General features: G+C 45.2%; 20 protein-coding genes and 1 pseudogene. 8 read left to right on the forward strand and 13 right to left on the reverse strand.

The features are described from left to right. Positions 1-92 precede the first annotated feature (92 nt). The 10 genes from ONT18_RS13155 to ONT18_RS13200 all read right to left on the reverse strand — a co-directional run bounded on the left by ONT18_RS13155 (position 93) and on the right by ONT18_RS13200 (position 10938). Positions 93-2234: a S46 family peptidase gene (locus ONT18_RS13155; protein ID WP_264905969.1), complete on the reverse strand. Its 2142-nt coding sequence runs from the start codon at positions 2232-2234 to the stop codon at positions 93-95. Between the two features lie 33 nt (positions 2235-2267). After that, the gene (locus ONT18_RS13160) at positions 2268-2447 is read right to left on the reverse strand and encodes a Fic family protein (RefSeq protein ID WP_264905973.1); all 180 of its coding nucleotides are present in this window, start codon (positions 2445-2447) and stop codon (positions 2268-2270) included. A gap of 122 nt (positions 2448-2569) precedes the next feature. After that, positions 2570-2848: an antitoxin VbhA family protein gene (locus ONT18_RS13165; protein WP_264905976.1), complete on the reverse strand. Its 279-nt coding sequence runs from the start codon at positions 2846-2848 to the stop codon at positions 2570-2572. 38 nt (positions 2849-2886) lie between these two features. Next, on the reverse strand, positions 2887-3420 hold the full coding sequence (locus tag ONT18_RS13170; RefSeq protein WP_264905979.1) for a hypothetical protein: 534 nt from the start codon (positions 3418-3420) through the stop codon (positions 2887-2889). 11 nt (positions 3421-3431) lie between these two features. Then, the gene (locus ONT18_RS13175; RefSeq protein WP_234564668.1) at positions 3432-4763 is read right to left on the reverse strand and encodes an ATP-binding protein; all 1332 of its coding nucleotides are present in this window, start codon (positions 4761-4763) and stop codon (positions 3432-3434) included. 378 nt (positions 4764-5141) lie between these two features. Continuing rightward, positions 5142-6044 carry an IS3 family transposase gene (locus ONT18_RS13180; RefSeq protein WP_264905033.1) on the reverse strand — a complete coding sequence of 301 codons (903 nt, stop codon included), beginning with the start codon at positions 6042-6044 and terminating at the stop codon, positions 5142-5144. A 2-nt stretch (positions 6045-6046) separates the two neighbouring features. Next, positions 6047-6484 (reverse strand): transposase, encoded by a 438-nt coding sequence (locus tag ONT18_RS13185; protein ID WP_089543290.1) that lies wholly within the window; start codon positions 6482-6484, stop codon positions 6047-6049. A gap of 614 nt (positions 6485-7098) precedes the next feature. Next, on the reverse strand, positions 7099-8562 hold the full coding sequence (locus ONT18_RS13190) for a lipopolysaccharide biosynthesis protein (RefSeq protein ID WP_264905986.1): 1464 nt from the start codon (positions 8560-8562) through the stop codon (positions 7099-7101). 16 nt (positions 8563-8578) lie between these two features. Beyond that, on the reverse strand, positions 8579-9808 hold the full coding sequence (locus ONT18_RS13195) for a nucleoside recognition domain-containing protein (protein WP_089545119.1): 1230 nt from the start codon (positions 9806-9808) through the stop codon (positions 8579-8581). A 17-nt stretch (positions 9809-9825) separates the two neighbouring features. Beyond that, a complete protein-coding gene (locus ONT18_RS13200) occupies positions 9826-10938 on the reverse strand; it encodes a PDDEXK nuclease domain-containing protein (protein ID WP_182000955.1) in 1113 nt (370 codons plus the stop codon). A gap of 702 nt (positions 10939-11640) precedes the next feature. Here ONT18_RS13200 and ONT18_RS13205 point away from each other — a divergent pair. The 4 genes and pseudogenes from ONT18_RS13205 to ONT18_RS13220 all read left to right on the forward strand — a co-directional run bounded on the left by ONT18_RS13205 (position 11641) and on the right by ONT18_RS13220 (position 15877). After that, positions 11641-12246 (forward strand): hypothetical protein, encoded by a 606-nt coding sequence (locus ONT18_RS13205; protein WP_264905991.1) that lies wholly within the window; start codon positions 11641-11643, stop codon positions 12244-12246. 6 nt (positions 12247-12252) lie between these two features. After that, the gene (locus ONT18_RS13210; RefSeq protein ID WP_218433434.1) at positions 12253-13083 is read left to right on the forward strand and encodes a zinc ribbon domain-containing protein; all 831 of its coding nucleotides are present in this window, start codon (positions 12253-12255) and stop codon (positions 13081-13083) included. A gap of 903 nt (positions 13084-13986) precedes the next feature. Continuing rightward, positions 13987-14304 (forward strand): annotated as a pseudogene (locus tag ONT18_RS13215) (energy transducer TonB); the annotation flags it as partial. A 589-nt stretch (positions 14305-14893) separates the two neighbouring features. Next, on the forward strand, positions 14894-15877 hold the full coding sequence (locus tag ONT18_RS13220; RefSeq protein ID WP_437183728.1) for a cation diffusion facilitator family transporter: 984 nt from the start codon (positions 14894-14896) through the stop codon (positions 15875-15877). Positions 15878-16022: 145 nt separating this feature from the next. Here the strand turns inward: ONT18_RS13220 and ONT18_RS13225 are convergent, their stop codons facing one another. After that, a complete protein-coding gene (locus tag ONT18_RS13225) occupies positions 16023-18080 on the reverse strand; it encodes a TonB-dependent receptor plug domain-containing protein (protein WP_264905995.1) in 2058 nt (685 codons plus the stop codon). A gap of 381 nt (positions 18081-18461) precedes the next feature. Between ONT18_RS13225 and ONT18_RS13230 the strand changes: the two genes are divergently transcribed. The 4 genes from ONT18_RS13230 to aat all read left to right on the forward strand — a co-directional run bounded on the left by ONT18_RS13230 (position 18462) and on the right by aat (position 22335). Then, on the forward strand, positions 18462-18968 hold the full coding sequence (locus ONT18_RS13230) for a flavin reductase (RefSeq protein ID WP_264906000.1): 507 nt from the start codon (positions 18462-18464) through the stop codon (positions 18966-18968). 10 nt (positions 18969-18978) lie between these two features. Next, a complete protein-coding gene (locus tag ONT18_RS13235; protein WP_006849241.1) occupies positions 18979-19281 on the forward strand; it encodes an ATP-dependent Clp protease adaptor ClpS in 303 nt (100 codons plus the stop codon). 110 nt (positions 19282-19391) lie between these two features. After that, a complete protein-coding gene (locus ONT18_RS13240) occupies positions 19392-21626 on the forward strand; it encodes an AAA family ATPase (RefSeq protein WP_373689852.1) in 2235 nt (744 codons plus the stop codon). Positions 21627-21669: 43 nt separating this feature from the next. Further along, a complete protein-coding gene (gene aat, locus ONT18_RS13245; RefSeq protein WP_117694924.1) occupies positions 21670-22335 on the forward strand; it encodes a leucyl/phenylalanyl-tRNA--protein transferase in 666 nt (221 codons plus the stop codon). 110 nt (positions 22336-22445) lie between these two features. Here the strand turns inward: aat and pafA are convergent, their stop codons facing one another. Both pafA and ONT18_RS13255 read right to left on the reverse strand, forming a co-directional pair. After that, the gene (pafA, locus tag ONT18_RS13250; protein ID WP_264906009.1) at positions 22446-24056 is read right to left on the reverse strand and encodes an alkaline phosphatase PafA; all 1611 of its coding nucleotides are present in this window, start codon (positions 24054-24056) and stop codon (positions 22446-22448) included. A gap of 81 nt (positions 24057-24137) precedes the next feature. Continuing rightward, positions 24138-26108: a heavy metal translocating P-type ATPase gene (locus tag ONT18_RS13255; RefSeq protein WP_437183739.1), complete on the reverse strand. Its 1971-nt coding sequence runs from the start codon at positions 26106-26108 to the stop codon at positions 24138-24140. Between the last annotated feature and the right edge of the window lie 173 nt (positions 26109-26281).

The following is a 26281-nucleotide window of genomic DNA, read 5'->3' on the forward strand; positions in this document are numbered from 1 at the left end:
AGCTGATTTTCCGCTCTTTTTATATTATCCTGAGACTAATCTTTATCCCAGGATAAACCTTTATATCATCTCTGTTGATTCAGAGATAGAATTTACTTCGCATTGATCTCCTTCAAGAGGCGGTCTGCGTGTCCCCACTTATCCATCAGGTAGAGCACGTAGCGAATATCCACGCCAATGCAGCGAGCCAGGCGCTTGTCGAAGTTAATGTCAGAGCTGAGGCTGTCCCAGTTGCCATCGAAGGCAAGACCAATCAACTCACCCTTACCATTGAACATAGGGCTACCAGAGTTACCACCGGTAATATCGTTGTTGGTGAGGAAGCAGAGCTGCATCTTGCCAGTCGTCTTATCCTGGTACTTGCCGAAATCCTTCTCAGAGAGAAGCTCGTGCATGATAGGCTCAGCGTAGTAATCGATGAACTTATCGCCCTGCTTCATCTTCTCAACGAGGCTCTCGGCTGTGGTATAATAGCCAGATGGCTTACCACCGAGGTCGAAACCGCCTACCTGACCGTAGCTCAATCGCATGGTGAAGTTGGCGTCGCTGTAGTGAGGCATGTCTTCCTCCATACGGAGCTTGGCAGCGCAGAGGTACTTCTCCTGCTCGGCGATGCTATCGTTGATGCTGCCCATCTGAGCAGCGAAATCTGCAAATACATCGTTCAAATCCATACCGAAGCTTACGCCTGGATCCTTCTCATATCCCTTCTTGTTGAAATAGAGCTTGGCGCCCTTCTTCATGATGAGCGACTTCTCCCAGAGATAATCCACATACTTGGCGTAGTTGCCGCCAAACTCAGCGTCGATGGTCTTGTAGAACTTAGGCAACCACTTGCTGTCTACGTGCTCCTTGTAGTTCTTCAGAAGGGTAGCGAGCACTTCCTTATCGAGCGCCATATCCCATTCTGCAGAGTTATCTTCAAACTCATGATACTGCTTCTTCTTGTTCTTCTCAGGACCCTTCACCTCCATGTTGGTCTGGAGCTTGATGGCACGGGTAGAGAACTCGATATTGCTTCTTCTTGTGAAAGATTCAGCGAAGTTGGTCCAGGCGTATTTCACGTCTGCGCTCTCCTTGTAGAGCTTGGCGAGCTTGTCGAAATCTACCTTGTGGGCGAGGTCGTTGGCTGCCTTGGCTGTATCCTGCCAAGCACGGAGACGGGTTTCGTACTCACGCTTCAGATTCACGATGCCGATAGAGTCGATACACTTGTTCATACCGATGGAGTTCTTCCAGTAGTTGGAGCTCTGGGCGTACTTGCTGTCATACTTGATGCGCACAGCCTCGTCGGCACGCATGTGCTTCTGCATCACCTCCTGCTTTACGCCACGAACCTGGGCACGAGGAGTATTCTCAGCATCGCGCATAGTCTGGATTCCGTAGCTTGAAAGATAGCGCTCTGTGCTGCCTGGGTAACCCATGGTCATCGCATAGTCGCCATCCTTATAACCCTGGAGAGAAACCTGAGCCCAACGCTTTGGATGATAAGGCACATTGTCCTTGCTGTAGGCAGCAGGACCGTTGGTCTTAGGGTCGGCATAGATGCGGAATACAGAGAAGTCGCAGGTCTGGCGAGGCCACATCCAGTTGTCGGTATCGCCACCAAACTTACCCATAGACTTTGGTACGGTGAAAACCAGACGCAGGTCGGTGAAGTCGCGATAGGTAGTAGCGTACCATTTGTTGCCCTCGTAGAAAGGCTGAACGGTGATATGAAGGGTAGAATCGTTCTTCTTCGCCTCTTTGGTCATCTCGTTCTCCAGAGAATCGATGAGTTCATCGCGCTTCTTGTTGTCGAGTTTCTCGTATCCGAGGCTCATCACCTTATCGGTTACATCCTTCTGCTCAACCATAAAGCTGACGAACATATTCTCGTTAGGCAATTCCTCTGCGTATGATTTTGCAAAGAAACCGTTGAGCATGTAGTCGTGCTCCACGGTAGAGTGGCTTCTGATAGCCTCGAAACCGCAATGGTGGTTGGTAAATACCAAACCGTCTGGAGAAACGACTACGCCCGAGCAATAGCCCGAGAAGTTTACCACAGCATTCTTCAAGGCGTTCTCGCCGTTGTAGAGCTGGTCGTAAGTCATACTGAAGCCTTCGCGCTGCATCATCTCATATACAGCGTTAGGCAAGTTGTAAATCGTCCACATTCCCTCGTCAGCGTGAGCGGTGTTGATTCCGCAGAACGCCATGATAGAGGCGATAAGGACCGTTGCTTTTTTCTTCATTACTTGTTTTTGTTTTCTATTTTTATTATGATGTTATTTATTCTTTTTCTTATACCCTTCTTTCCAAGTCTTTGCCTGTTCTGTCATTCGATATTGCTGGCGTGGATGTCTTGGGGTGTTTGGGTATTTCCTTTCAATAGCTTTTTCTGAGAGGGCAGCGTTTAAATATAGTTCACTAAAACTTTTTCTGTCCTTTAGTCCGATTGAACCCATAATTTCCGCAGATGTCATATATTCATCGTTAAAGGATAGAATAAGAGTCTCCACATGTTGACTGAACTTGTGGGGTACTTGTGGGGTACTTGAGGATAGCTTGCGGGGTACTTGTGGGGTACCTATTCTTGGCTGCTCTTTCCATTCATCAGTCGGCCGGATATGCAAATCGTCTTGCTCTGATAGTAAGAGTTAATCAGTTTTCTGGTTTCATCCAGAGTGATTTCTCCTTCGATGTTTCGTTTAGCCACATCTACGAGATACGCCGACGGTTGCAGCCCATCTACAGCCTGCAATCCGATAGCCGTCTTCCAGTTCTCGGCGCTTTCCTTCTGCGAAGGTTCTCCTTGTCGAAGATATTCATCGAAGGATGCGAACTCGTTGATATTATCTTTATTCATAGATGTAATGCTTGATATTTAACTTTGCAAAGTTACGACTATTTCCCGAATTTTCCAAGGCTTCGCTTGATTTTCTTCATAATTTGCTTTTTTGCCGATAACATTCCTGGTGATAGAGCCTCCTGCTCCAGCATATCCAGAGCCATTCTTAACTCTTCGAGGAGTTCGGGATAGTATTTCATCTGCTCGTAGGCGAGCTTCATGCAGTAGCAGCGGATGGCGTAGGGCTGGGAACAGGCGGTAATCTTGGCGATGCAGAAATCGATGAAATCAGAACGGAGTGATTCTTCCTCGAATGGCTGACGGAGAAGGAGTTGGAGCATCAGGCGGCGCTTGGTCTCATTCTTCTCTACGAGAACTCGGTCTATTAAGTCATCGTGCTTGGCATAGAGCCACTCGTTGTTCTGCATGTCGAAATGAGTGAATACCCACAGGGCATTTGTGGATATTCGCTCGTCCTCATCAAATGTTAGTTGATAAAGATGAGCTTTTTTACGGTTATTGCCATGGGTAAGAATACAAATCTCATAGATGTCATCCATGCAAAGTTTCTTATTCAGTTTCTTCCTCATGCTTCTATGGCTTATTTGATGATGAAACTCTTCTCTACCTTGTGTTTAACAAATTCTCTAGCTGCGAATAGTGGTACATTTTCCATCCATTTTTGGTCTTGGAAACCTCGCATGGAGAAACGGATACCTTTGAGATGATAGGAGGCAAAATCGTGAGTGATAAATGCTGCTAGTGATTTTGCCTTTACATTCTCCTCAGCCTTTACTTCTATTGGTAAGATTTCGCTGCCGGCTTGTACCATGAAATCAATTTCTTGGGTAGAGCTTGGCTTACTGTAATAATATATGGGTAAGTAAGGAAGAGATTTCAGCTGTTGAAGCACGAAATTCTCAGTAAACGCCCCCTTGTATTCGCTAAACACGTTGTTGCCAATGAGAATCTGGTCAGGTTGTGCCATTGTGAGTGCTCCCAACAAACCTACATCAAGCACATATAATTTGAAAGCATCCATGTCTGCATAGAATTTTAATGGAGATTTGGCATCTCTTGTTCTTTCTACCTTATGGACGAGTCCTGCGTCAATGAGCCATTGTATTGCAATCTCGAAATCTTTAGCCCTAGCTCCTTTTCTTATTGCACCATAGATGAACTTCTTGTTCTCGCGAGCCAGTTGGGCTGGGATTGATTGCCATACCATTCTTACTCTTTGTGTCTGTTCTTCGGTGTGTTTGCTGATATCTGCCTCGTATGCATTCAAGATGTTTTGTTGAATTTGCCTTACTTGCATTGGGTTGTGATTTTGTGTAAATTCCAATACTGCTTCGGGCATACCTCCAACAAAGTAGTATCGTCGAAGGTATTCTATGAATTTTGGGGCGAGGCTGTTGATAAGTTCCTTATCTCCGCTTTGCAATAAATCCAAAAGTTGTTTCTCTCCATTGGCAAGTAGAAATTCCTCATAAGTCATGGGGTAGAGGTGCATGATGTCAACTTTACCGACAGGGAAGGATTCTCCTTTCATGTTCATGACACCGAGCAATGATCCTGCTACGATGATATGCAATTCTGGCTTGTCTTCACAGAAATATTTCAGCGAGGACAAAACAGGTGGAATCTCTTGTATCTCATCGAGAAATACAAGGGTCTTGCCAGGAGTGATGTCTTGGTGTGCATAAGCAGCAAGGCCGATGGAAAGTCTTTCTGCATTTGCGTCACCTTGAAAAAGTTGAGCAATGCTTTTGTTTTTGTAACAGTTGATGTAAACCATATTCTCAAATTCGTTGTTGCCAAACTCTTTGATGATATAGGTCTTGCCAACTTGTCTTGCTCCATACATGATGAGTGGCTTCCTGTTACTGGATAATTTCCAGTCTTTCAGATGGTTGTATATGAATCTTTTCATGTTTGCTACACTATTGTGAGGGAATGATATTTGTGTCTGCACATTTTTGTGAGGGAATAATGCCTTATTACCAACACTTTTGTGAGGGAATATTGCTGCAAAGATACTGATTTCTTTTGAAAAACCACAAAAAACGTCCTTAAAAATGTGTAAAACTGTCTTATACGTGAAAAAGTTGTCACCTTTAGGATGGTTAAACTAAATATGTTACTATCTATTTTTCTTATCACTAAATGAGTTACGCATTTTTAATTTTATCACTATATGGGTTGTCAGCGAATCCCCATTATACCTAACTAGGTTACTCTTTTTAAGGAGCTATCCCTAGAAAGGTTACGGTGATGATATTCTTTCAAATGCAAAGATACACATTTTCAACTAATTAGAAGAATTTTCCCAAGGATTTTTCCACATTTTCTGCTGTGGCCCCGCTTGAGTATGTGCAACAGATGGTGTTTGATTACCGATACTCATATGCGGTCTTTCGTCGTTATAAAACGCAATAATCCTGGTCAGTTCCTTCTTACATACTTTACGAGTAGGAATTGTCATCCTATAAAGCCATTCCGTTTTTAAAATGCCGTTTGCACGTTCTGCTATGGCATTCTCCAAAGGATCTCCTGTTTGAGTCATACTTATTTGTGAGCCATGACTTTTTAGGATAGACACATAATTCTGACTGCAATACTGGCTTCCTCTGTCAGAGTGATGGATGAGTCCTTTTGCAGTTTCTTCATCAATGCTTTTATATGCCATTTTAAGCGCTTCTAATGGATATACAGTTTCTAATGTTGGACCAACAGCCCATCCAACGATTTTATGGGAATACAGGTCTGTTATAAGCGAGAGGTAGCACACACCTTCATTGGTTTCAACATAGGTGATGTCACTTGCCCAAATCTGGTTCGGACGGGTAGGAACTACTCCCTTAATCAAGTTTGGATATTTGCGGTAATTATGGTCGGAATCTGTTGTCTTATAGCGCCTACGGCGCTTTATACGCACCATGAGCCCATGCTTACGCAGCATCTCAATAAATGCGTCACGACCAGGGAAACAGCCTGTATCCTCAAACATCTGTTTCAATATGGCATGCAACTTTACAGCTCCTAAGCCAGGATTTGACTTACGATACTCACGTGCCTTTTCAATGATGATAGACTCAATGACATCTTCAGCAAAGCCGTCAGAGACATTGCGCTTATTATATGCTTGCCGGGTGAAACCAAACAGCCCACATAGAGTGCCTAAACCTTGGCTCTGGCACTCTGTGCGGAGCAAGCTTACTGTTTGGTACCAGATTTTTTTCTCACAGGAATATTGAAGGTTTCTTCTGCGAGGTCAATCATGGTGGAGAATGCCTTAGAGCGAAGCTTCTCTAACTCCAAAGCCTTGCGGAGACGCTTAATCTCTGCATCTTTCTCTTTCAACTGTTCATTTGTTGTCTTTGCCATATCGTCACGGTTTTGGTCTTCTGGCGGCAAAGATAACAAATCTTTTTCATTTAAGAACTTATCCATCCAAGAAAATAGCACTGTACGACTGCTTATATAGTATTTCTTGATGATTTCTTCTGCTGGGAGCCCACTCTCCATATACTCTCGAACTATCATGATACGATCATCATCTGTAAAAGAGTAGCTATTCAACTCTACCTCACGGGTCTCAAACCAACCAGTGTCCTCATTATACACACGTTCAATTCTTGTCTTACGTTTCATTGTCACTTCTGTTTGTTCCTAAGTGACAACCTTTTTCAGGGAAGTACAAACCACAAAAGGTCGTCCTTAAAAGTGTGATATTTTACAACAAGTCGAACAAAAAAGTGCAAAAACAGCTGATATGCAAGTGCGCATACCAGCTGCTTTCTTAGTATGCTCGGCAGACCTGCTGACTGCAGTGAGCAGACCTGCTGACTAGGCTCAGCAGAGCTGCTGAGCCTAGTGACAACTTTCCAGAAGCAGTCTCCTTGAACTCCATATTCTATCTCTTTGAACCTGATCAGACGTCTTCTTTCACTTGCGCAGTCATATTCTTCAGCTTACGGAGCCGTATCCTTCGGTTAACGGAGCCGTATCCTTCAGCTTGCATAGTCATATCCTTCAAAATACTCAGTCGTCTCGTTTCGTTCACTCAGCCGTTTGCTTTAGCTCTTACAGGGCGTCTTGCTGGCTGCTATTATATCCTGAGTATTGCTCGGGACCAGGAACATTGGGTCCTTTTGTCTATTCTTGAACCGTATGCGAAGGTTCTGTATAATATAAACAAAAGAAGTCCGTGGACTTACACATTGTCCACGGACTTCTTGGAATATAATCTCAATGATTGGAATCTCTTACTTTCTAAAGTATTTTCCTACCACTGGCAGACTCTTTAATGGGAAATCCTTCTTCACGAGATAAGCGGCGAAGATGAGGATGAGTACCGTATTGATGAGGCAGGCAATTCCACTGGAGAAGTATCTGTTTGCCTCGGTCATTCCTGCAAAGAGGATGAGGGCGAGAACCACATAAATCATAATCTCTTTCACCGGATAGTTGATAGGATACTTCTTCTGACCCACAAAGTAGGAGAGAAGCATGGCTGTTCCATAACCTGCGAAACCGGCCCAGGCACAGGCGATGTAACCATAAACTGGTACGAAGATAACGTTGATGGCAATCAATACTGCACAACCGATGCCTGAGAAGTAAGCACCCCAGATGGTCTTGTCGATGAGCTTGTACCAGAAACTGAGGTTGAAGTAAACTCCCATCATGATTTCGGCAGCCATTACGATAGGCACTACCTTCAATCCATCCCAGTAGTCGCGACCGATGATGTGGCGCAATACATCCAGATAACCTACCACCACCAGAAAAGCCAAGAGGGTGAAGATGACGAAATATTTCATCGCCGAAGCGTAAGTCTGTCGGTTGTCCTTATCCTTTGCCTTGCCGAATACGAATGGCTCGTAAGCATAGCGGAAAGCCTGGGTAATCATCGCCATGATCATCGCAATCTTGCTGGCTGCTCCGTAGATTCCGAGCTGCGTATGAGCATCGCCCTTCTCATAGATGTAAGGGAAGAGAATCTTGTCGGCTGTCTGGTTCAGAATACCGGCAATACCGAGCACGAGGATAGGCCAGCTGTAGCCCATCATCTTCCTGACGAGCACCTTGCATTCGCTCCAGGAGCATTTCTCGCCCATGAATCCTTCCTTCAGTTCCTTGTAGAAACAGAAGGTGATGGAGGCGGTACAAACCAGGTTGATGTAGAAAGCATAACCCACATCGTGACCATCCATGATGACGTAGTAAACCAGGTTGAGCGCAATGTTCAGACCGATGAAGAGCAACTTGAAGGCAGCAAACTTCAATGGGCGCTTCTTGTATCTGAGGTAAGCGAACGGGATGCACTGGAAGGCATCAATAGCCACGGTTACGAACATGGTCCATACATAAGCCGGATGGTCGGCGTAGCCCATCGCATCGCTCAAAGGCGTGATGAAGAGGAATACCAGGGCGATGAAGAGCAGGGAAGTGAAGCCCACCATGCTCAATACCGTGTGATAAACCTTTTCTGAGTTTTCTCCCTCCTTGTTGACAAAACGGAAGAAGGTGGTCTCCATTCCGTAGGTCAGGATAACGAGGAGTAATGCCGTATAGGCGTACATGTTGGTGATGACACCATAACCACCACTTGCGGCGCTAATCTTAGCCGTATAGAGTGGTACAAGCAGATAGTTGAGGAATCTGCCGATGATACTGCTCAAACCATAGATGGCGGTATCCTTTGCTAAACTTTTGAGGTTTGCCATATTAATTTGTTTTTTATTATCCGAAGAATAAATATGCTATAGCGATTGCTGCGATGACTCCTGCCAAATCGGCGAGCAAGCCGCAAGCCACGGCGTGGCGGGTATTCCTGATGCTTACGCTTCCGAAATATACTGCCAATATATAGAAGGTGGTATCGGTGGAACCCTGGAAGATGCAGCTCAATCTGCCCACAAACGAATCAGGACCATAGTTCTTCATCGCCTCCAGCATCATGCCTCGTGCACCACTTCCCGACAGCGGTTTCATGATGGCGGTAGGTAGGGCGCCTACGAAATCGGCGTTCAAGCCGCATTGTTCTACCGACCACGAAATGCCTTGAATCACCATATCCATCGCTCCCGAAGCACGGAACACGCCGATGCCCACAAGGATAGCTACGAGATAAGGGATAATCTTTACCGCAGTAGTAAAACCTTCCTTCGCTCCCTCGATAAATGCATCATAAACATTCACTTTCTTCCAGAAACCAGCCAGGATGAAGCAGAGGATGATGCCCAGGAGAATCATATTCGAAGCCAGGGTAGTAACTGTATTCATCGTATCCTTGTCCATCTGTCCGAATCCCCAGATGATGATGCCTACGAAGGCGCACATTCCCAATAGAGTAGCGAGCAATACCGGCTGCAGGATGTTGATGCGCTGCCAGAGCGAAGTGATGATGATTCCGGCAAGCGTAGCCACGAGCGTAGCCATCAGGATAGGGATGAATACATCCGTAGGCTGGGCTGCTCCGTAGGAGGCACGGAAGGCAAGGATGGTGGTAGGGATGATGGTGAGACCTGAGGTGTTCAGAACCAGGAACATGATCATCGGGTTCGTTGCCGTATCCTTCTTCGTGTTGAGCTCCTGCATCTGCTGCATCGCCTTCAATCCTGTTGGTGTTGCTGCATTATCGAGTCCCAGCATATTCGAAGCGATGTTCATGAAGATGCTTCCCATCACCGGATGGTTCTTCGGAATATCGGGGAAGAGACGGGTGAAGACCGGGCTGAGTGCTCGTGCCAACACATTCACTACTCCCGCCTTCTCTCCAATCTTCATGATGCCAAGCCAGAGTGCGAGCACGCCCGTCAGTCCGAGAGAAATCTCGAAGGCATTCTTGGATGAGTCGAAGGTGGAATCTACAATCTTCTGGAAGATAGTCGTATCTCCCATTGCCAATCCGATGAGTGCGAAGATGAACGCAATCACGAAAAATGCTATCCAAATGTAATTTAAAACCATATTCTGTTTATGCTTTCTTAATCGTTGTTATTGCTAGTGGAATTCTTTGCGGATTGCTCTTTCATTTCGAGTAAAGTTCGTTCATATACCTCTTGTAGCTGGTAACTTGCAACACCTAATGGAGTGGTAATGCCTCTTAAAGCCCACTCAACAACAGATGAATCTTTGTCTTTGCATAGCAGAATACCAATGCTAGGGTTATCTCCTTCGTCTTTTAAAAGTTCGTCGGCTGCTGCAACATAAAAGTTAAGTTTGCCAACAAACTCTGGCATGAAATCAACCACTTTTAGCTCAATCACAACATAACATTTGAGTTTGGTATGATAGAATACCATGTCGGGGAAGTATGATTTTCCACTTGGTGTGGTAAGTTCCATTTGTCGCCCAACATAAGCAAAACCTTTGCCCAGTTCGAGTAAAAAACGAGTAATGTTTTGAGCCAGCTTATCCTCTAGGTCCTTTTCCGAGAAGTCGCCAGCCATGGATAAGAAATCTAATTTATAAGGGTCTTTGAGCATCTCGTTAGCCAAGGCTTTCTGTGGCGCAGGGAGTGTGGACTCAAAGTTATTCAAGGCTTTTCCCTTTTGCTCATAAAGATGGGCTTCGATAATATGTTCTAACTCATTACGACTCAAATTGCCTTCAATCACTTGGTTGAGATAGAACATTGCCTCCAATATGGTCTTGCATTTTGAGACAATGACAGTCTGATGCCTCCAGGGTACACGAAGCAAAATCGCAGGCATAGGAACGCTAGTACTTTCTAAGGTTTCTAATTTTGTACCAGCTTGGTACAAAAATTCATTTTGCGAAGAATAGAAGAGATACCACTTGCGTATTTTATAAAGATTTGACCAAGAAAAACCTTCTACATTTGGAAATGCAGAACGCAAGTCCAAACTAAGCTGTTTTATAAAATTAGTGCCCCACTTATATAGCTTTTGCTTGTTACAAATGTCTTCTCCCAAGCTCCAATAAAGCTTGTGCAACTCTTCATTGACTTTGATAGCCGCTTTGAGTTGGGCGATGCGAATACGACCTTTCAAATCGGAGAGCCACTTCACATAGTTGCTATCCGACATAATAGATTCACTATTCACGAATTGGGGTATGCTATTCTTTTCTGCCATATCGTTTACTCTTCTGTTTTATTTGTTGCTTTTCCAAGCACGGGTGCAAAAGTACAATAAAAATTTCGCATAGCGTGGTTAAATACAGAAAAATCCCTCAGAGAGGGAGGATTTTGATGAATTTTATCCCTCAATGAGGATTTTTTGCAAAAAACTTTTGTTCTTTCAAACATTATTCGTATATTTGCCGATGATTCTGAGTAAGAATCACGACATAATGGAAAAGGCGCATACTTAGCGCTTTGTTCTTGACGGATTGAAACTTCGCAAACTTCATGCATTGTCAGAACATAGCAACGGTAGGTGCTCTCGGGATGTGTTAATTCACATCCCTTTACTGGTATGGCTTATTGCGTCAAGGCGATAGGTCTATATCCGTATGGGGAAAAGTGTATACATATCGGCGTGGGCTTCGACGTTGCTCGTTCAACAATGCAGGGCAATGCGAAGGCCTCAATCCGTGGGACGAGTGACAGGTAAGTTCCCACGCTTTTTTATTTTGCCGAAACCGAAATCTTAACCCGCCAAGTCTCGGGAACACCTGGCAAAATGATAATATACCAATGAAACAGAACGATTTTTACTACTTTTGTTAAGCCGAAATCAAGAAATTTCGCTTATGAACCATTATGGACTTGATGGTTTCAAATAGAATAACTATCTTTGTCCCCGACATTTAATAACTTTAAAATAGAATAGCGTATGAAACATGTAAATGCTTATCCTTTTGTTGGTAAGGATTACGAGAAAGGATTCTTGAATAGTGGCAAGAAAGTGTTGTTGTTAGGACTAAGCCATTATAATGAAGAAAATGTTGGTGCTCCTTGTCACCATACATTTACTCAAGAAATTGTGGACGGTTTTGTAAGTGGTGAAGATGCCTCTTTCTATAGAGGCTATACTAGCCAAACAAAGGCTTTGTTGAACAGGGAAATATCTGTAGATGATAGAGAATGCGTTTGGAATCAACTTGCTTTTTACAATTTTATTCAGTTCAATATAGCAAGACCAGGTGTAAAGGATACTTCTGACGAGTTTAATAGCTCTGTTTCGGCATTCAAGGAAATTCTTGAAGAGTTGAAACCTGATGTTATCATAACTTGGGGTTATGGTCTCTTCAATAGACTTTATCCTCTTGGCGAGAAAGATGGTGAGAAACTGTTTCTGGCTAATGGTGATGAGGTTTATACTCGTTGGTTTAGCACTGGCGGCGAAGATAAGGCTCTTATGATTCGCCAGCGTCATCCTTCTCGTGGATATTCTTGGCGAGAATGGGCTAAGGTTTATCAAGATTTGTTTGACAAATAGAAATGTATGGATACAAAGCATAAACGTTGCCCCTATTGTGGGGAGGAAATCCTTGCCGTGGCAAAAAAATGTAGATATTGCGGTGAATGGCTTGATGCTGACACAGAAAAGTCTATGACTCAAAAAGTAGATAGTATAGAGCCTGAAGAGGCAAGCACCACAGTTGATCGTGAGGAGAAAACATCTTTCTGGCGAAAGTCTTGGAAGGTGCTTTCTGCTATACTTGTGGTAATTCTGTTTGTTGGGATAAAAGTAGGACTGAAAGAAGGGGGCAGAGAGCTTGTGAAAGAAGCAGCAAAAGCACAAACTACAAAAGGTGATACTTTATCTGACGAAGCACAAGAAGTATATGCATTTAAAATGCTGAAAGAGGGTGATGACTATTTCTGGTATTTGACGGATGGAGGTGATAATGTGTACGTTTATGACGATGAAACATCATACGAGGATTTTGTCTTTCCTGCAATTGTATCAGGCGAGTTGAAAAGAAGATTGCTTCTGATAATGGAGATGAAGTATCCTAGTAAAACGTTTTGGCATTCTGCAGAGTGTGAACGTCATACCGTTGATGCTTTTAACCAATATGGAAGCTGCGTGATGGAACTTCCGATGAAAGAACGGAAGGAATTGGATGGCGTGGATATAACAGAAGTGATAAACAAAGCATATTACGATTGGAATCCTTTTCTGGTAAGAATCGTAGATAAGGGATATGGCTTCCAAACTTATTGCGTCAGAAAATCTCAAGAGTGGGATGGACAAAGGTTCGTAAGATTTTCGCGAGGAGAAAATGATGGGATAAAGATGGAAATAAATAGTACTAATGCTTTTCTATAAAAAAGGAAAATTATGAAACATATTATTTTACTTATAGTAGCTTTGCTATGTATGGTTGGTAGCAATGCTCAAACGAGAAAGCCTCAAATGAGAAAAATGGGGCAAACGTCTCAAACGGTTAAGGGTAAGACCACTTCTATGGGTAAGAAGAATAGAGGTGCAAGAAATAAAAAGTCGGTGGATTCAAATACACTGTTTTGGCAAAGACTTATTGAGAATGCTGCAAAAGAATCAGAACGCGAACGATATGAAATGACCGACAGAGGACGAGTCTTGAAAAATGTGAAGGAAAAATTTAGTGCATGGAATGAGATAAGAGAATTCGAGAAGACTACAGCTTACGAACAACGTTTACAGCAATCTTCAAAGTTTGTGTTTGACTCCATTTGCTATGACGCAATTAAGGATAGAATGGGGGAAAATTGGAGCTTGGATTTGGAAAAGTATAATGCCGACAAAGAATATTTTCCTATTACATGCAATTTTAATGAAATAAAAGCTACTGTATATGTATCTGTGCCTATAGCAGAAGCTCCACAATTTCAAAAGGATTTTAATAAGCATGGGGGATTTCAGACTGCAGAGCCACTACGTCGTTTTGGCAAGTTCGTTTATGTTCAGAATATGATTTGTCCGACCTCGATACTCGTAAATCGAAAGCCTTATTGGATTTGGCGTGGAGGCAATAGAGAAGGGTATTATGGTGAAATAAATGATGATTTCTTCATAGATGCAGATACAGCAAAGGTAACGTATAAAGATGCCAAGCCTTTGGTCGTAAAATTTAATGATTTGGGGATAAAAAACAAGTATCTTACAAATTATGTCTATGTCTTTAAAAAAGAGGAACATGTCAAGTCGATTATGATGCCTATAGATGGCAATTCGGAATTGGTTGATACAGATAAAATTTACGAACAAGTAGAAGAAATGCCTTCATTCCCTGGTGGCTCTAATGCCTTATTATCCTTCATTGCGGCTAATCTCAAATATCCTGTAGTTGCACAAGAAAATGGAATCCAAGGTAGGGTGATAGTAAAATTTGTTGTCGATAAAGATGGAAGAATTACAGATGTTGAGATTACAAGAAGTGTTGATCCTACTTTGGATAAAGAGGCTATGCGAATAGTCAAGGCTATGCCTAAATGGAAACCAGGGAAGCTTAAGGGAAACTGTGTTAGGGTGAAATATACTATCCCGATAGTCTTTGGACTTTCATAAAATATTCGAGTTTATAACTCTCGATTTACTTAGGGATAAATGGCAATCTTGGAGGGGAAATATCCAAGATTGCCATTAGCCTTTTCCTTATAAATTATCATATAGAATCTTTATCCAACAAGAAATCAAATACGTCCATAAATACGATGCCGTCATCGTTTTGGTATTTCTTGATGAGGTCGCCTGTTATCACATACTTTATAAAACTATCGTCTATACGTAGCAAAGGTAGATATTAGTCTCTATATTTACAATCATAACAGGAAAGATTTTTGCGGATTTCCGCGGTTTTCTTTCACAAAAATAATACTTTTATAGATTCTGCGTAGTATTTTTGCGGATTTCCGCAATTTTCTTTCGCAGAATTAACGGTTACGGCATGATATTTTAAGTTCGGTGATTTGTCGAATTCCATACTTTTCTCTCTTCGTCATCACATTATTCCCTATTCGTTATACTTTTTTAATCTCTCTTTTTATCCGATTTCAGAAAAAAGATGTACTTTTGCCGCTCAATTCATGAAAGACAGGAATTTGGTTATACAAAAACATTATTAAGGAAGCAAAGGACTTCTGTTATATTTTATAGTATGGACAAGAATGAGAGAATAAATAACGAGCAAGAGATGCCCGCAGAAACGAAAAAGAATCATTCCGCAGATGCGGATAGAGTAAAGGAAGTATATAAGGTGACGATAGCGGGAAGCATCATCAATGTGGTGCTGCTCGTACTGAAGTTTGTTGCAGGTATTCTCGGACATTCTGCAGCCATGATAGCGGATGCCATCCATTCGCTTACCGATTTCGCCACCGATGTGGTGGTACTGGTATTCGTAAAACTAGGCAATAAGCCGAAGGATAAGGACCATGATTATGGGCATGGCAAATACGAGACGCTTGCCACAGCCATCATCGGTATTTCGCTCTTCGTGGTGGGTGTGATGATCTGTTATTCTGGCGTAACCAAGACCTATCGTGCCATCTGCGGCGAGACACTCCAGCAGCCGGGCGTTGTAGCCTTGATTGCTGCCATCGTAAGTATCGTGATGAAGGAATGGGCTTATCAGTTTACGGTTAAAGCCGGAAAGAAATATCATTCCGAGGCTGTAGTGGCGAATGCCTGGCATCATCGCAGCGATGCTTTATCAAGTATCGGAACGATGTTCGGTATTGGTGGTGCCATTATCCTGGGAGAAAAATGGGCGGTGCTCGATCCGCTTGCAGCCATCATCGTGAGTGCCTTCATCATCAAGGCTGCCTGGGGACTGGTGATGCAGTCTGTGAAAGAACTGACGGATGCCAGTCTTCCAGAAACTGAGGAAGATGAAATCCTGAAGATTGCGAACGAAGAGCAGGGAGTGGGAGAGATTCATAACCTGCGTACCCGTCGCATCGGAAACAAGATTGCGATAGAAATGCATGTCCGCATGCCGGGTTCTCTTTCGCTTTATGAGGCTCATGAGCATGCTACTCACATAGAAACAAAACTGAAGCAGCACTTCGGTGCAGATACCCATGTGGGAATCCATCTCGAACCGATAAAAGTGAACGGAAAATATCAGAAACCGGAATAACTGAAATAAAAGGAAATAGCCGGAATAAAAGGAAACGAGCCTTGACGGAAGGATGAATCCTCCATCAAGGCTCGTTTTTTTATTTGATATCCGAATCGTGTTTCGGATATTTATCATCTTTTGGGATGATTATTATCTGATTATATTATCGGCCGAGATTTACGCTGGCTCCTGCCATAATCCACAAACCTGGCTGCTTAACAGCTGTGAGGTCGTAATAGCGGTGGCAAGTGATGTTGTCGGCTTTCACGAAGATATTGTATTTCTTCTCGTCCCACATCAGTTTGCAATCTATTTTGGTATATGGATGATAGCCATTCATTCTCTGCTGCCATCTTACGCTCCACGAAGCTGAAAGCTTGTTCCATATCTGATGATCCAGCCCGAATACTGCCTTGTGCTTGAGATACTCCAATGCGTAGAGTGATTTCAGAATGTTTGTCTCGGTCTTATGATCCTGATAGATGTAAGCATAACCCAACTTGATGCGGGTGATGAAACTGTTTGGTACCAACTCTCTCATGTAGATAGTTGCATCCACGTTGTAGCCCATGTTGTTGAGCTTTCCGATGTTCATCACGTGATACTTGCTGTCTTTCTGCTCGGTCACGGATGTCTGAACCCAGTCAATCATGTTGGTGCCGTGTGCGTAGAATCCGCTAACGGTTGCTGCAAAACCAGTCTGGCGATATTGAGTTCCCACCTTGAAGGTTGAGTTCTTTTCCGGGTTTAGGCTGATGTCGCCCTGCTGCACCACATTATTTATGTATAAGTCGGTGTAGGTAGGCATTCTCAATGCCTTGTTCCAGGAAGCGTAGAACTTCCAGTTATCGTTAGGACGATAACTCATATCCACACCAGGATAGAAACGGAAGTCGTTGTCCAAACCTGTATTCTTGTTAGCCAAGACACCAGCCGACAAGGTGAAACCGTCGAAGATAAAGTTGTGCTCCAGCATGATGTTGGTATTGGTGCGCTCGCCCTTTCGGGTATATTGACGGTCAGAACCCGAGATATCCTTATAGTCTTTCTCTGCGAGTTCCTCGCCCAATGCAGTAGAGTAGATGCACTCCTTGCTGATGTCGAAACCCACTGCGGTCTTACCCAAAGCCCAAGCCACGTTGGCATTCAGTCCACCACCATAAACATCGAGGTCGTGATAGTTCTCGCCTGCTGCAGCTCCAGCCTTTCCACGAATCAGCTGATAGTGATCCTTGAATTTGTTATAATAGAATTGAGGCGCAATCTCCCAGGTCTTCTCCTGGTTATGCAGACTCAGATTGAGCGAAGCCAGACCGTGGTCTGTCTTCTCATATTGGTTGTTATATTTGGCGCTGTAGAAAGTATTGGCACCATAGCTCTGGCTAGCAATACCCAACTGGGCGTTGATGTCGAAACGCTGGTCGTAAGAGAACGAGAGATTGCCGTAGCCCTGTCCCTTCTCGAAATCGCTGTTCTCCGTGCCGCCATCCGAGCGCTTGTAACCTCCGCTTACGGAATAAGCCTGGGTCCACTTGCCCGTTTCAAAAGCCGTCTGCACACGTCCCTGTGCTCCGAAACTTCCAAAGCTTCCGCCTTCTACACTTGCAGATACCCCCTCACTCTTAGCCTTCTTGGTTACGATGTTGATGGCACCATTGAAGGCTGAAGTTCCGAATAAGCGCGATGCCGCCCCCTCGAGCACTTCGATGTGGTCGATGTCGGCAAGAGCAACAGGAAAATCAGAAGCATTGTGACCAGTCTGAGGATTGGAAATGTTGACGCCATTCAAGAGAATGGTAATCTGGTCAAAGGTTCCACCATTGATGGAGATATCCGTCTGAACACCAAAGCCACCACGCTGACGGACATCCACGCCGGTAGCTAATTTCAATACATCGTTGATAGTCTGCGCAGCCGCACGATGAATATCGTCGCGGGTAATGACAGACACAATCTTAGGTGACTGCTCTACAGTCATCGGCGCACGAGATCCGGTAACGCTCACCGCATCCAGCTCGTAAGCCTTTCCGCCCTTGTAGAGGGTAGAATCAACCTTGGCTCCCTCTGTGCTTACGCCTGCTGCCTTAGCATGGCTCAGGGTAGCAACGCTGAGCGCGCCAACAAGTACCTCTCTTCCCAAAACTGCGAAGAGTGAGTAGTTCTTGTTAGAGAATCGGTTGAACTTCAAGCTGTTGCGCTTGTTGAAAATTGTTTTGTACATTAAATAAAATGTTTATAAATGAATAATAAATCGATGCCGCAAGCCTGCTCGGTTTTCGGCATTCGGGGTGCAAAGGTACTGCCTTTTGGGCAACTGACAAAATAAAATGTGAATTATTTTTTCAACTGCCGATGCAAAGTTAATGTAAATCAAGGTTGGTTTCCTACCTCACAAATCGTATTCAATTCAGCCTTCTTGTGGAATAAAAAAGTATTAATTAGGCATAATCCTCAATAGGGTGATGCGATTTTCTTAAAGAAACATTCGCTTTTTCAGATTATTCTTGTATCTTTGCAGTTGATATGGGCAGCATTCAGCAATCAGAATACTGCTGTCGCAATTTTATGGTAATTAGAAATTAAAAAGAAAGGAACAGATAAGATGGAAAAGATCAACGTAAAAGAACTGAATGACAACGTCTTCGAAACTATTGGTAAGGAGTGGATGCTGGTATGTGCCGGCAACAAGGATCATTTCAATATGATGACCGCCTCTTGGGGCTGTTTGGGATGGCTTTGGAACAAGCCGGTGGCTGTGGTCTTTATCCGTCCGGAGCGTTTCACCCACGGCATCATCGAGGAGAATGAATTCATGACCCTCTCTTTCCTCGGTCATAGCGAGGAGGCTCGAAAGATTTATAACTTCTGCGGCTCCAAGAGCGGACGCGATTTGGATAAGGTGAAGGAAACAGGACTGATTCCTGTAGAAACTGATAACGGCAGCATCGCCTTCGAGCAGTCACGACTCACCCTGGAATGCCACAAACTTTATAAGGACAGTATGACCGCCGAGAAGTTCCTCGACAAGGACCTGCTCCAGTGGTATGGTGCCAAGGGTGGATTCCATGATGTCTATGTTGTGGAGATTACCAATGCTTATAAAAAGTAAGAATTAAAATATGGCTCAAGAACAAACAGCAATTCGTGAACGCCAGAAAACCAGGCTCAAGGAGCCGGGGCGTTACGTGGTAATGATGTTCAACGATGACTTCACACCGATGGACTTCGTGGTAGAAATCCTCGAATCCATCTTCTTCAAGTCGCAGGCTGAGGCTGAAGCAATCATGCTCAAGGTTCATCACGAAGAAAAAGCCGTGGTGGGCACCTACAGCTATGACATCGCCAAGAGTAAAGTGGAGAAAGCGATGGAGAAAGCCCGTACGCAGAAGTTTCCGCTTAAACTCACTTATATGCCGGAATAGGCGTTGATTTCGGGGAAATATCCCCAATATATGCTAAGAAAAAGAAAGGAAAGAATAGAATGGATAATATGGGATTAACCCGATACATGAGTGTTCTGATGGACGATGCCATGAAGCAAGCCCGGTTCTTCGACCACGAGTTCGTGATGCCCGAGCACATGCTGCTGGCGTTGCTCAGGCAGTATGCATTCTGTCAGGCGCTGCAGGAAGAAGGCGTAGACAGCCTCAAAATGCACGAAGACTTGGTGGGATGGCTCGCCAAGCAGGAGCGTGTGCCTGAAACCATCAAGTATCTGCCTGAGCCGTCATCGCTCTTCAAAACCATGTTTGGAACGGCGTGCGCCCTGGCTGCTGCTGCCGACAGACAGCTGGTGAATGTACCCCATTTTGTGCAGGCGATGTTTGGCTTGCAGAATTCAGAAGCCGCCTTCCTGCTGTGCAAGAATGTGGGCGACCGGCAGGGCGAGTTCCTGGCGAGCGTTGACAGTTATTATCCTATTGGAGAAGACACTGGAGAGGCTGGCATGGGCATGGGAGCAGACTTTGATGATGACGATTATGCCAACGAGTATGATGACGACGAGGAAGAAGGCAGAAGACAGGTTGTACAGGATTGGCATCAGCTGGTTACCTGTATTTCTGACAAGGTAGAAGAGCACAATCCGCTCATCGGAAGAGAACAGGAACTGGACAGAACCATCCAGGTGCTCTGCCGTGCCGAGAAGAACAATCCGCTCCACATCGGAGAAGCCGGAGTCGGCAAGACAGCTCTGGTCTATGGTCTCGCCAAACTCATCAACGAAAACCAGGTTCCTGAACGCCTCAAGGGGGCTCGCATCTACGGCATGGATATGGGACAGATGCTTGCCGGTGCCCAATATCGCGGCGACTTCGAGAAACGCATCAAGATGGTGATGGAGGGAGCCGTGAAGGAAGGCAATACCATTATCTACATCGATGAGATTCATAATATGATAGGTGCCGGTCGTGGCTCAGATGGCGGACCTGATGCATCCAATATGCTGAAGCAATATCTGGAGGCAGGCGATATCCGTTTCATCGGTTCTACCACCTACGAGGAATATAACCGTTACATGGCTCAGAGCAAGGGCATCGTGCGCCGGTTCCAGCAGATAGATATCAAGGAACCTACCGAGGAGGAGGCTATCAAAATATTGGAGGGCTTGCAGTATAAATACAACAAGTTCCACAATGTAACCTATCGCAAGGACGCCCTGGAATATGCCGTCCGTGCCAGCGCCAAATATATCAGCAACCGCTGTCTGCCTGATAAGGCCATCGACCTGATGGATGAGGCGGGTGCTTATCTGGAGGTGCATCCGGTAGAATCTCGCCAGCGCTCTTATGTTACCAAGTCTATCATCCAGCAGATTCTGATTAAAGTCTGCAAGATTGATGCGGCTGCGATGAAAGATGAGAATAACGATGCTTTGGCTACGCTCCGTCAGCGCATACTCGACAAGATTTACGGTCAGGACAAGGCTGTAGACAAGGTGGTTGAGGCTGTGATGATGGCAAAGGCGGGATTGACAGATGATGACAAACCATTGGCTTCGCTCCTCTTCGTGGGACCTACCGGAGTAGGAAAAACCGAGGTGGCACGGCAGTTGGCCAAGGAACTCGGCATCGAACTGGTACGCTTCGATATGAGTGAATATACCGAGAAGCATACCGTGGCAAAACTCATCGGTTCGCCAGCCGGATACGTGGGTTATGAGGATGGAGGACTTCTGACCGATGCCATCCGCAAGACGCCAAACTGTGTACTCCTGCTCGACGAGATAGAGAAGGCGCATAGCGATATCTACAACATCCTGCTCCAGGTAATGGACTATGCCCGTCTGACTGATAACAAGGGCCAGAAGGCTGATTTCCGTAACGTGATTCTCATCATGACCTCAAATGCCGGAGCGCAATATGCTTCACGGGCTAGCGTAGGTTTCAATGGGAACGTAAGTCGTGGCGAAGCGATGCTGGCACAGGTGAAGAAGACTTTCAAGCCTGAGTTTATCAACCGACTTTCCGACATGGTGGTGTTCAACGATATGGATAAGCACATGGCAGAACTGATTCTTGCCAAGAAACTTCGTCAACTCGATGCGAAACTGGCAGCAAAGGGAGTTACCGTAACGTTAACCGATGCTGCGCGCGAACAGTTGCTGAAATGGGGCTTTACCAAGGAATATGGTGCCCGCGAGATGGACCGTGTCATCGGTAACCGCCTGAAACCGATCCTGATGAAGGCGCTGCTCTTCGGCAAACTCAAGAAGAGTGGCAAGGCGCATGTCGACTTTGACGGAAAGGAACTGGTGATTAATTATTAGAATGAAAGTCTAGTCAAGAATATTCTTGATAAAAGATAAGCGTATGATATTACAGATAGATGATACTGCAGACGAGATTTATTTTCCCGATCCGCATTATGGCGATGAGGATGGATGCTTTGCGATTGGTGGCGATTTGAGTATCGACCGCCTGTTGCTGGCTTATAGCAATGGCATCTTTCCCTGGTATAGTTTCCGTGACCAGCCTGAAATACTCTGGTTCTGTCCGATGAAGCGTTTCGTCATCTTCCCTGATGAAATCCACATCAGTCATTCTATGCGTACCCTGATGAGGAAGAACCGATACAGCGTAGGAATCAACGAAGATTTCGATGGCGTGATACGGGGATGCAGCAAGACCAACGGACGGTATTGGGAAGATGGCGCATGGCTGGGCGAGAACATCATCCAGGCATTTACTGCCCTCCATAAGCAGGGCTTTGCGGCGAGCGTAGAGGTATGGGATAATGAAACCGATGAACTGGTGGGGGGACTTTATGGTGTCACCATCGGCAAGGTTTTTATCGGAGAAAGCATGTTCTCCAGGGTTCCGTCAGCTTCTAAGATTGCCCTCATCTTCCTTGCCAGATACTTGCAGGAGCACGGTGGAAAGATGATAGATTGTCAGTTGGAGACTCCTCATCTCAAATCGATGGGTGGCAGATATATTTCTTACGAGGAATATATGAAGATTATGAACGAAGAATAAGAGATGTTCTTCTCGGAATAGAAGAACATCTTCTTTTGAATAAAAAATAAAGGCTAGGTTCCCGGAATCGTGAACCTAGCCTTTGTTATTATCTGGCTTTTTGCTTTTTATTAGAATATCGGTGTGCCGATGCAGCCGTTAGGTGCCTGAATATGCAGCATCGCACAAACGGTAGCGGCTATATCTGTCATATAGTGAGGCTGGGCACTCTCGCCGTGCTGGATGCCCCAACCCATAAACAGGCAAGGAATATGGATATCGTATGGATTCCATGCTCCGTGGGTAGTTCCCTTGCTGCTGTAATAATCGTAGTGACCTGGTTTCAGTACAATCTGAACACCTCCGCTGCGCTCGCGGTTATAACCGTTAATGGCGCGGAACTTCAGCTCTTCAGGGATGCTCTCGATAGAGGTCTTCTCCATGTCGAAGGCATAGTGCACGTCCTTGTCTTTCTTCAGTCTGTCTACTACCACCTGCTTGATGGCTGCGTAATCCAGACCGAGTTCTTCGATGATGTCTGTATTGAAGAATACCTGATAGTTCATAATGGTCTTTACTAGGTCCTTGTCGGTGTTGAACTTTGTCTTCAGACTCTTGTTCAATTCGTCTACCAGTCCCTTCTTGTTCCAGATGCCGGCAGGGATTCGTTGATCCTGCAGGAAGGTAGCGTTGTTTACGCCTCCATGGTCGGCGGTGAGGAAGGTGAGATAATTTCCCTTGCCTACGGTCTGGTCGAGATAAGCGAAGAAATCTGCCAAAGCCTTATCTAATCTGAGATAGCAATCCTCTGTTTCGATAGCGTTTACGCCCACCTGATGACCGATGTAATCGGTGCTTGAGCAGCTGATGGTCAGCAAATCAGTATCTGTGTTTCTACCCAGATTTTCTCCCTCAATGGCAGCCTTGGCAATATCGAAAGTCAGGTTGCAGCCGAATGGGGTACTGCGGAGAATCTTGTAACCATGCTTTTTATATAAAGTAGGCAGGTCGAGTGGCAATACCGCCTTCTCGCCCTCAGCGATTCCATTCTCGTAGTTGTTGTCATCGCTGGTGCTCTCCTTATAGGAATCGATAGGATAGAGCGTCTCCCATTTCTTGGAAAGATACTTGTTTGGGAGTTTCTGCTTGTTGAACTTGTTCACCCACTCAGGCAACTTATCCATATAGAAAGTACTGGTGATGAACTTGCCCGACTTGTCATCAAACCAGAAAGCGCCATTGGCGTGATGGCCCGCAGGGAGGATGGATGCTCTGTCTTTCAAGGCTACACCAATCACCTTAGAGCGGTTGTTGGTAGCCAGACGGAGTTCATCGCCGATGGTTGTTACCCACAGATTGCGAGGCGACATCTTGCCAGCCTTGCTGTCAGAACCTACAGGGTTGACGGTATCGTCGGCAGTACAATACACTACTTTTCCATCTTTCACGAAGTTGTTTCCTGCAATTCCGTGGATGGAAGGAACGGAACCGGTCCAGATAGAAGAGTGGCCGATGGCTGTAACCGAAGGGATGTAAGGAATCTTGCAGTTTTCTACGCTGAAACCTTCTCCGAGCATTCTCTTGAATCCGCCTTCGCCGTAGCGGGCGTAGTAGCGATAGAGATAATCCCATCGCATCTGGTCGATAACGATGCCTACAACGAGTTTAGGGCGTTGAGGCTGAGCCTGTGCAATGCCGCAGAAGCAGCAGAGCACGAAGATGAGTTTGATAATCTTATTCATAGTCAAAATGTCTTTTTTATACATAACCATTCAGTATTGTATATTAGAATTCGGTTGCAAAGATACAACTTATTTTGGTATTTAACGATAAAAAAGACGATTTTTACCCAAACTTCTCATGGCGTTCAATACGGCCAGTACCGTAACACCTACATCGGCAAAGACAGCCATCCACATGGTGCCGAGACCAATAGTGGCGAGAATTAGTACGGCAACCTTCACTCCGATGGCAAATATCACGTTCTCGTGAGCGATATGAATGGTTCTTCTGGCTATCTTCACGGCAAGGGCAATCTTTCTAGGGTCATCATCCATCAGTACTACATCGGCAGCTTCGATGGCTGCATCGCTTCCAAGTCCACCCATGGCAATGCCCACATCGGCACGCTTCAATACAGGGGCATCGTTGATGCCATCGCCTACATAAGCGAGCGTCTTGCCTGCTGGTTTTGTCTTCAGCAGTTGTTCTACATGCGAAACCTTATCGGTTGGCAGCAGTTCTGCGCGGCACTCGTCCAGTCCCAGTTTGTGGGCAACATCTTTTCCCACTTCTCTGCGGTCACCCGTCAGCATTACCGTTTTCTCTATTCCAAGTTCTTTCAGCTCTCTGATGGCATGGGCGCTTCCTCCCTTAAGGGTGTCGTTGATCACAATATGTCCCGCGTACTTGCCATCAATGGCGACGTGGATGATGGTTCCCACCTGGTTGCAGTCGTGCCATTGGGCACCGATGCTTTCCATCATCTTCTTGTTGCCCACGAAAACCACCTTGCCGTTCACTTTGGCACGGATACCCTGTCCTGCAATCTCCTCTACATCGGTCACCTCGCAGCCATCCGTTGCTTCTTGTGGAAAGGCAGTACGCAGGGCTGCGCCGATAGGGTGGGTAGTGAAATGTTCAGCATGAGCCGCCAAATGCAGCAGAATCTTCTCCTTGTCAGAATATTCACCAATATGTATATTATCAGCATCGTGGGATGAATGGTCTGGGCAGGAATCATCAACATGAACAGCTGCCACGGCAAACTCTCCGTGGGTCAGAGTTCCGGTCTTGTCGAACACAACGGTTCCCACCTTGGCTAAAGCATCCATATAGTTGCTGCCCTTGATGAGAATACCGTTCCGGGATGCTCCGCCGATGCCGCCAAAGAAGGTGAGGGGCACGCTGATGACCAGGGCGCATGGGCAGGAAACCACCAGAAATATCAGGGCGCGGTTGAGCCATAATGGGAAGTTCTCGCCAAAGGTTCCTTCACCTACGATTCCTGTTGCTGCCAGGAATGGAGGAATAACCGCCAGGGCAATGGCTGCGAAAACAACGATAGGAGTATAGACTCGGGCGAAACGGGTGATGAAAGCCTCGCTCTTCGACTTGTTCTTGTCTGCACTCTCTACCAGAGAGATAATCTTGGATACGGTACTCTCGCCAAAACTCTTGGTGGTACGTACACGAACTACTCCTGAAAGGTTGATGCAACCGGACATGATAGTATCGCCTTCATTCAAATCCCGTGGCATACTCTCACCTGTCAGGGCAATGGTATTCAAGGCTGAGTTTCCCTCAACAACAGTACCATCCAATGGAACTTTCTCTCCCGGACGGATTACGATAGTTTCTCCTATCTTGACGTCTTCCGGCGAAACCGACTCTACTTTTCCGTTTCTTTCAACATTCGCTACATCCGGTCGGATATTCATCAGATGCGAAATACTGTCGCGGCTCTTTCCTTCCGCATATCCTTCGAAGAGTTCGCCCACCTGAAAGAAGAGCATCACAAAGACTGCCTCCGGGAATTCTGTATCTGATCCTGGGAAGAATCCGATGCAAAGTGCTCCGATGGTTGCAATAGCCATCAGAAAGTTTTCGTTAAACATATCGCCCTTGGCAATACCTTCTGCAGCTTCGCCCAGCGTCTCATGTCCTATCAATAAATAAGGAATGAGATAGACGAGGAGCAACTGCCAGGTTGCCAGACTGTATTCCTTTTCGATGAAAACAGCGATAATCAGGAGGATGATGGTTGCTCCTATCAGAAAGAGTTTGGATTTCAAACCGCCTTCTTCATGGTGATGATGGTGGTGGCAACCGCACCCCTGGTGCTCATGTTCTTCTGTGCCGCATGAGCAATCATAATGATGTTCATGATGATGTTCGTGAGAATTTTCACAATGGCATTCATGATGATGTTCGTGAGAATGTTTCATTTCTTCCATAATTTTGCAAT

Source organism: Segatella copri (assembly GCF_026015295.1).
Classification (GTDB): Bacteria; Bacteroidota; Bacteroidia; order Bacteroidales; family Bacteroidaceae; genus Prevotella; species Prevotella copri_C.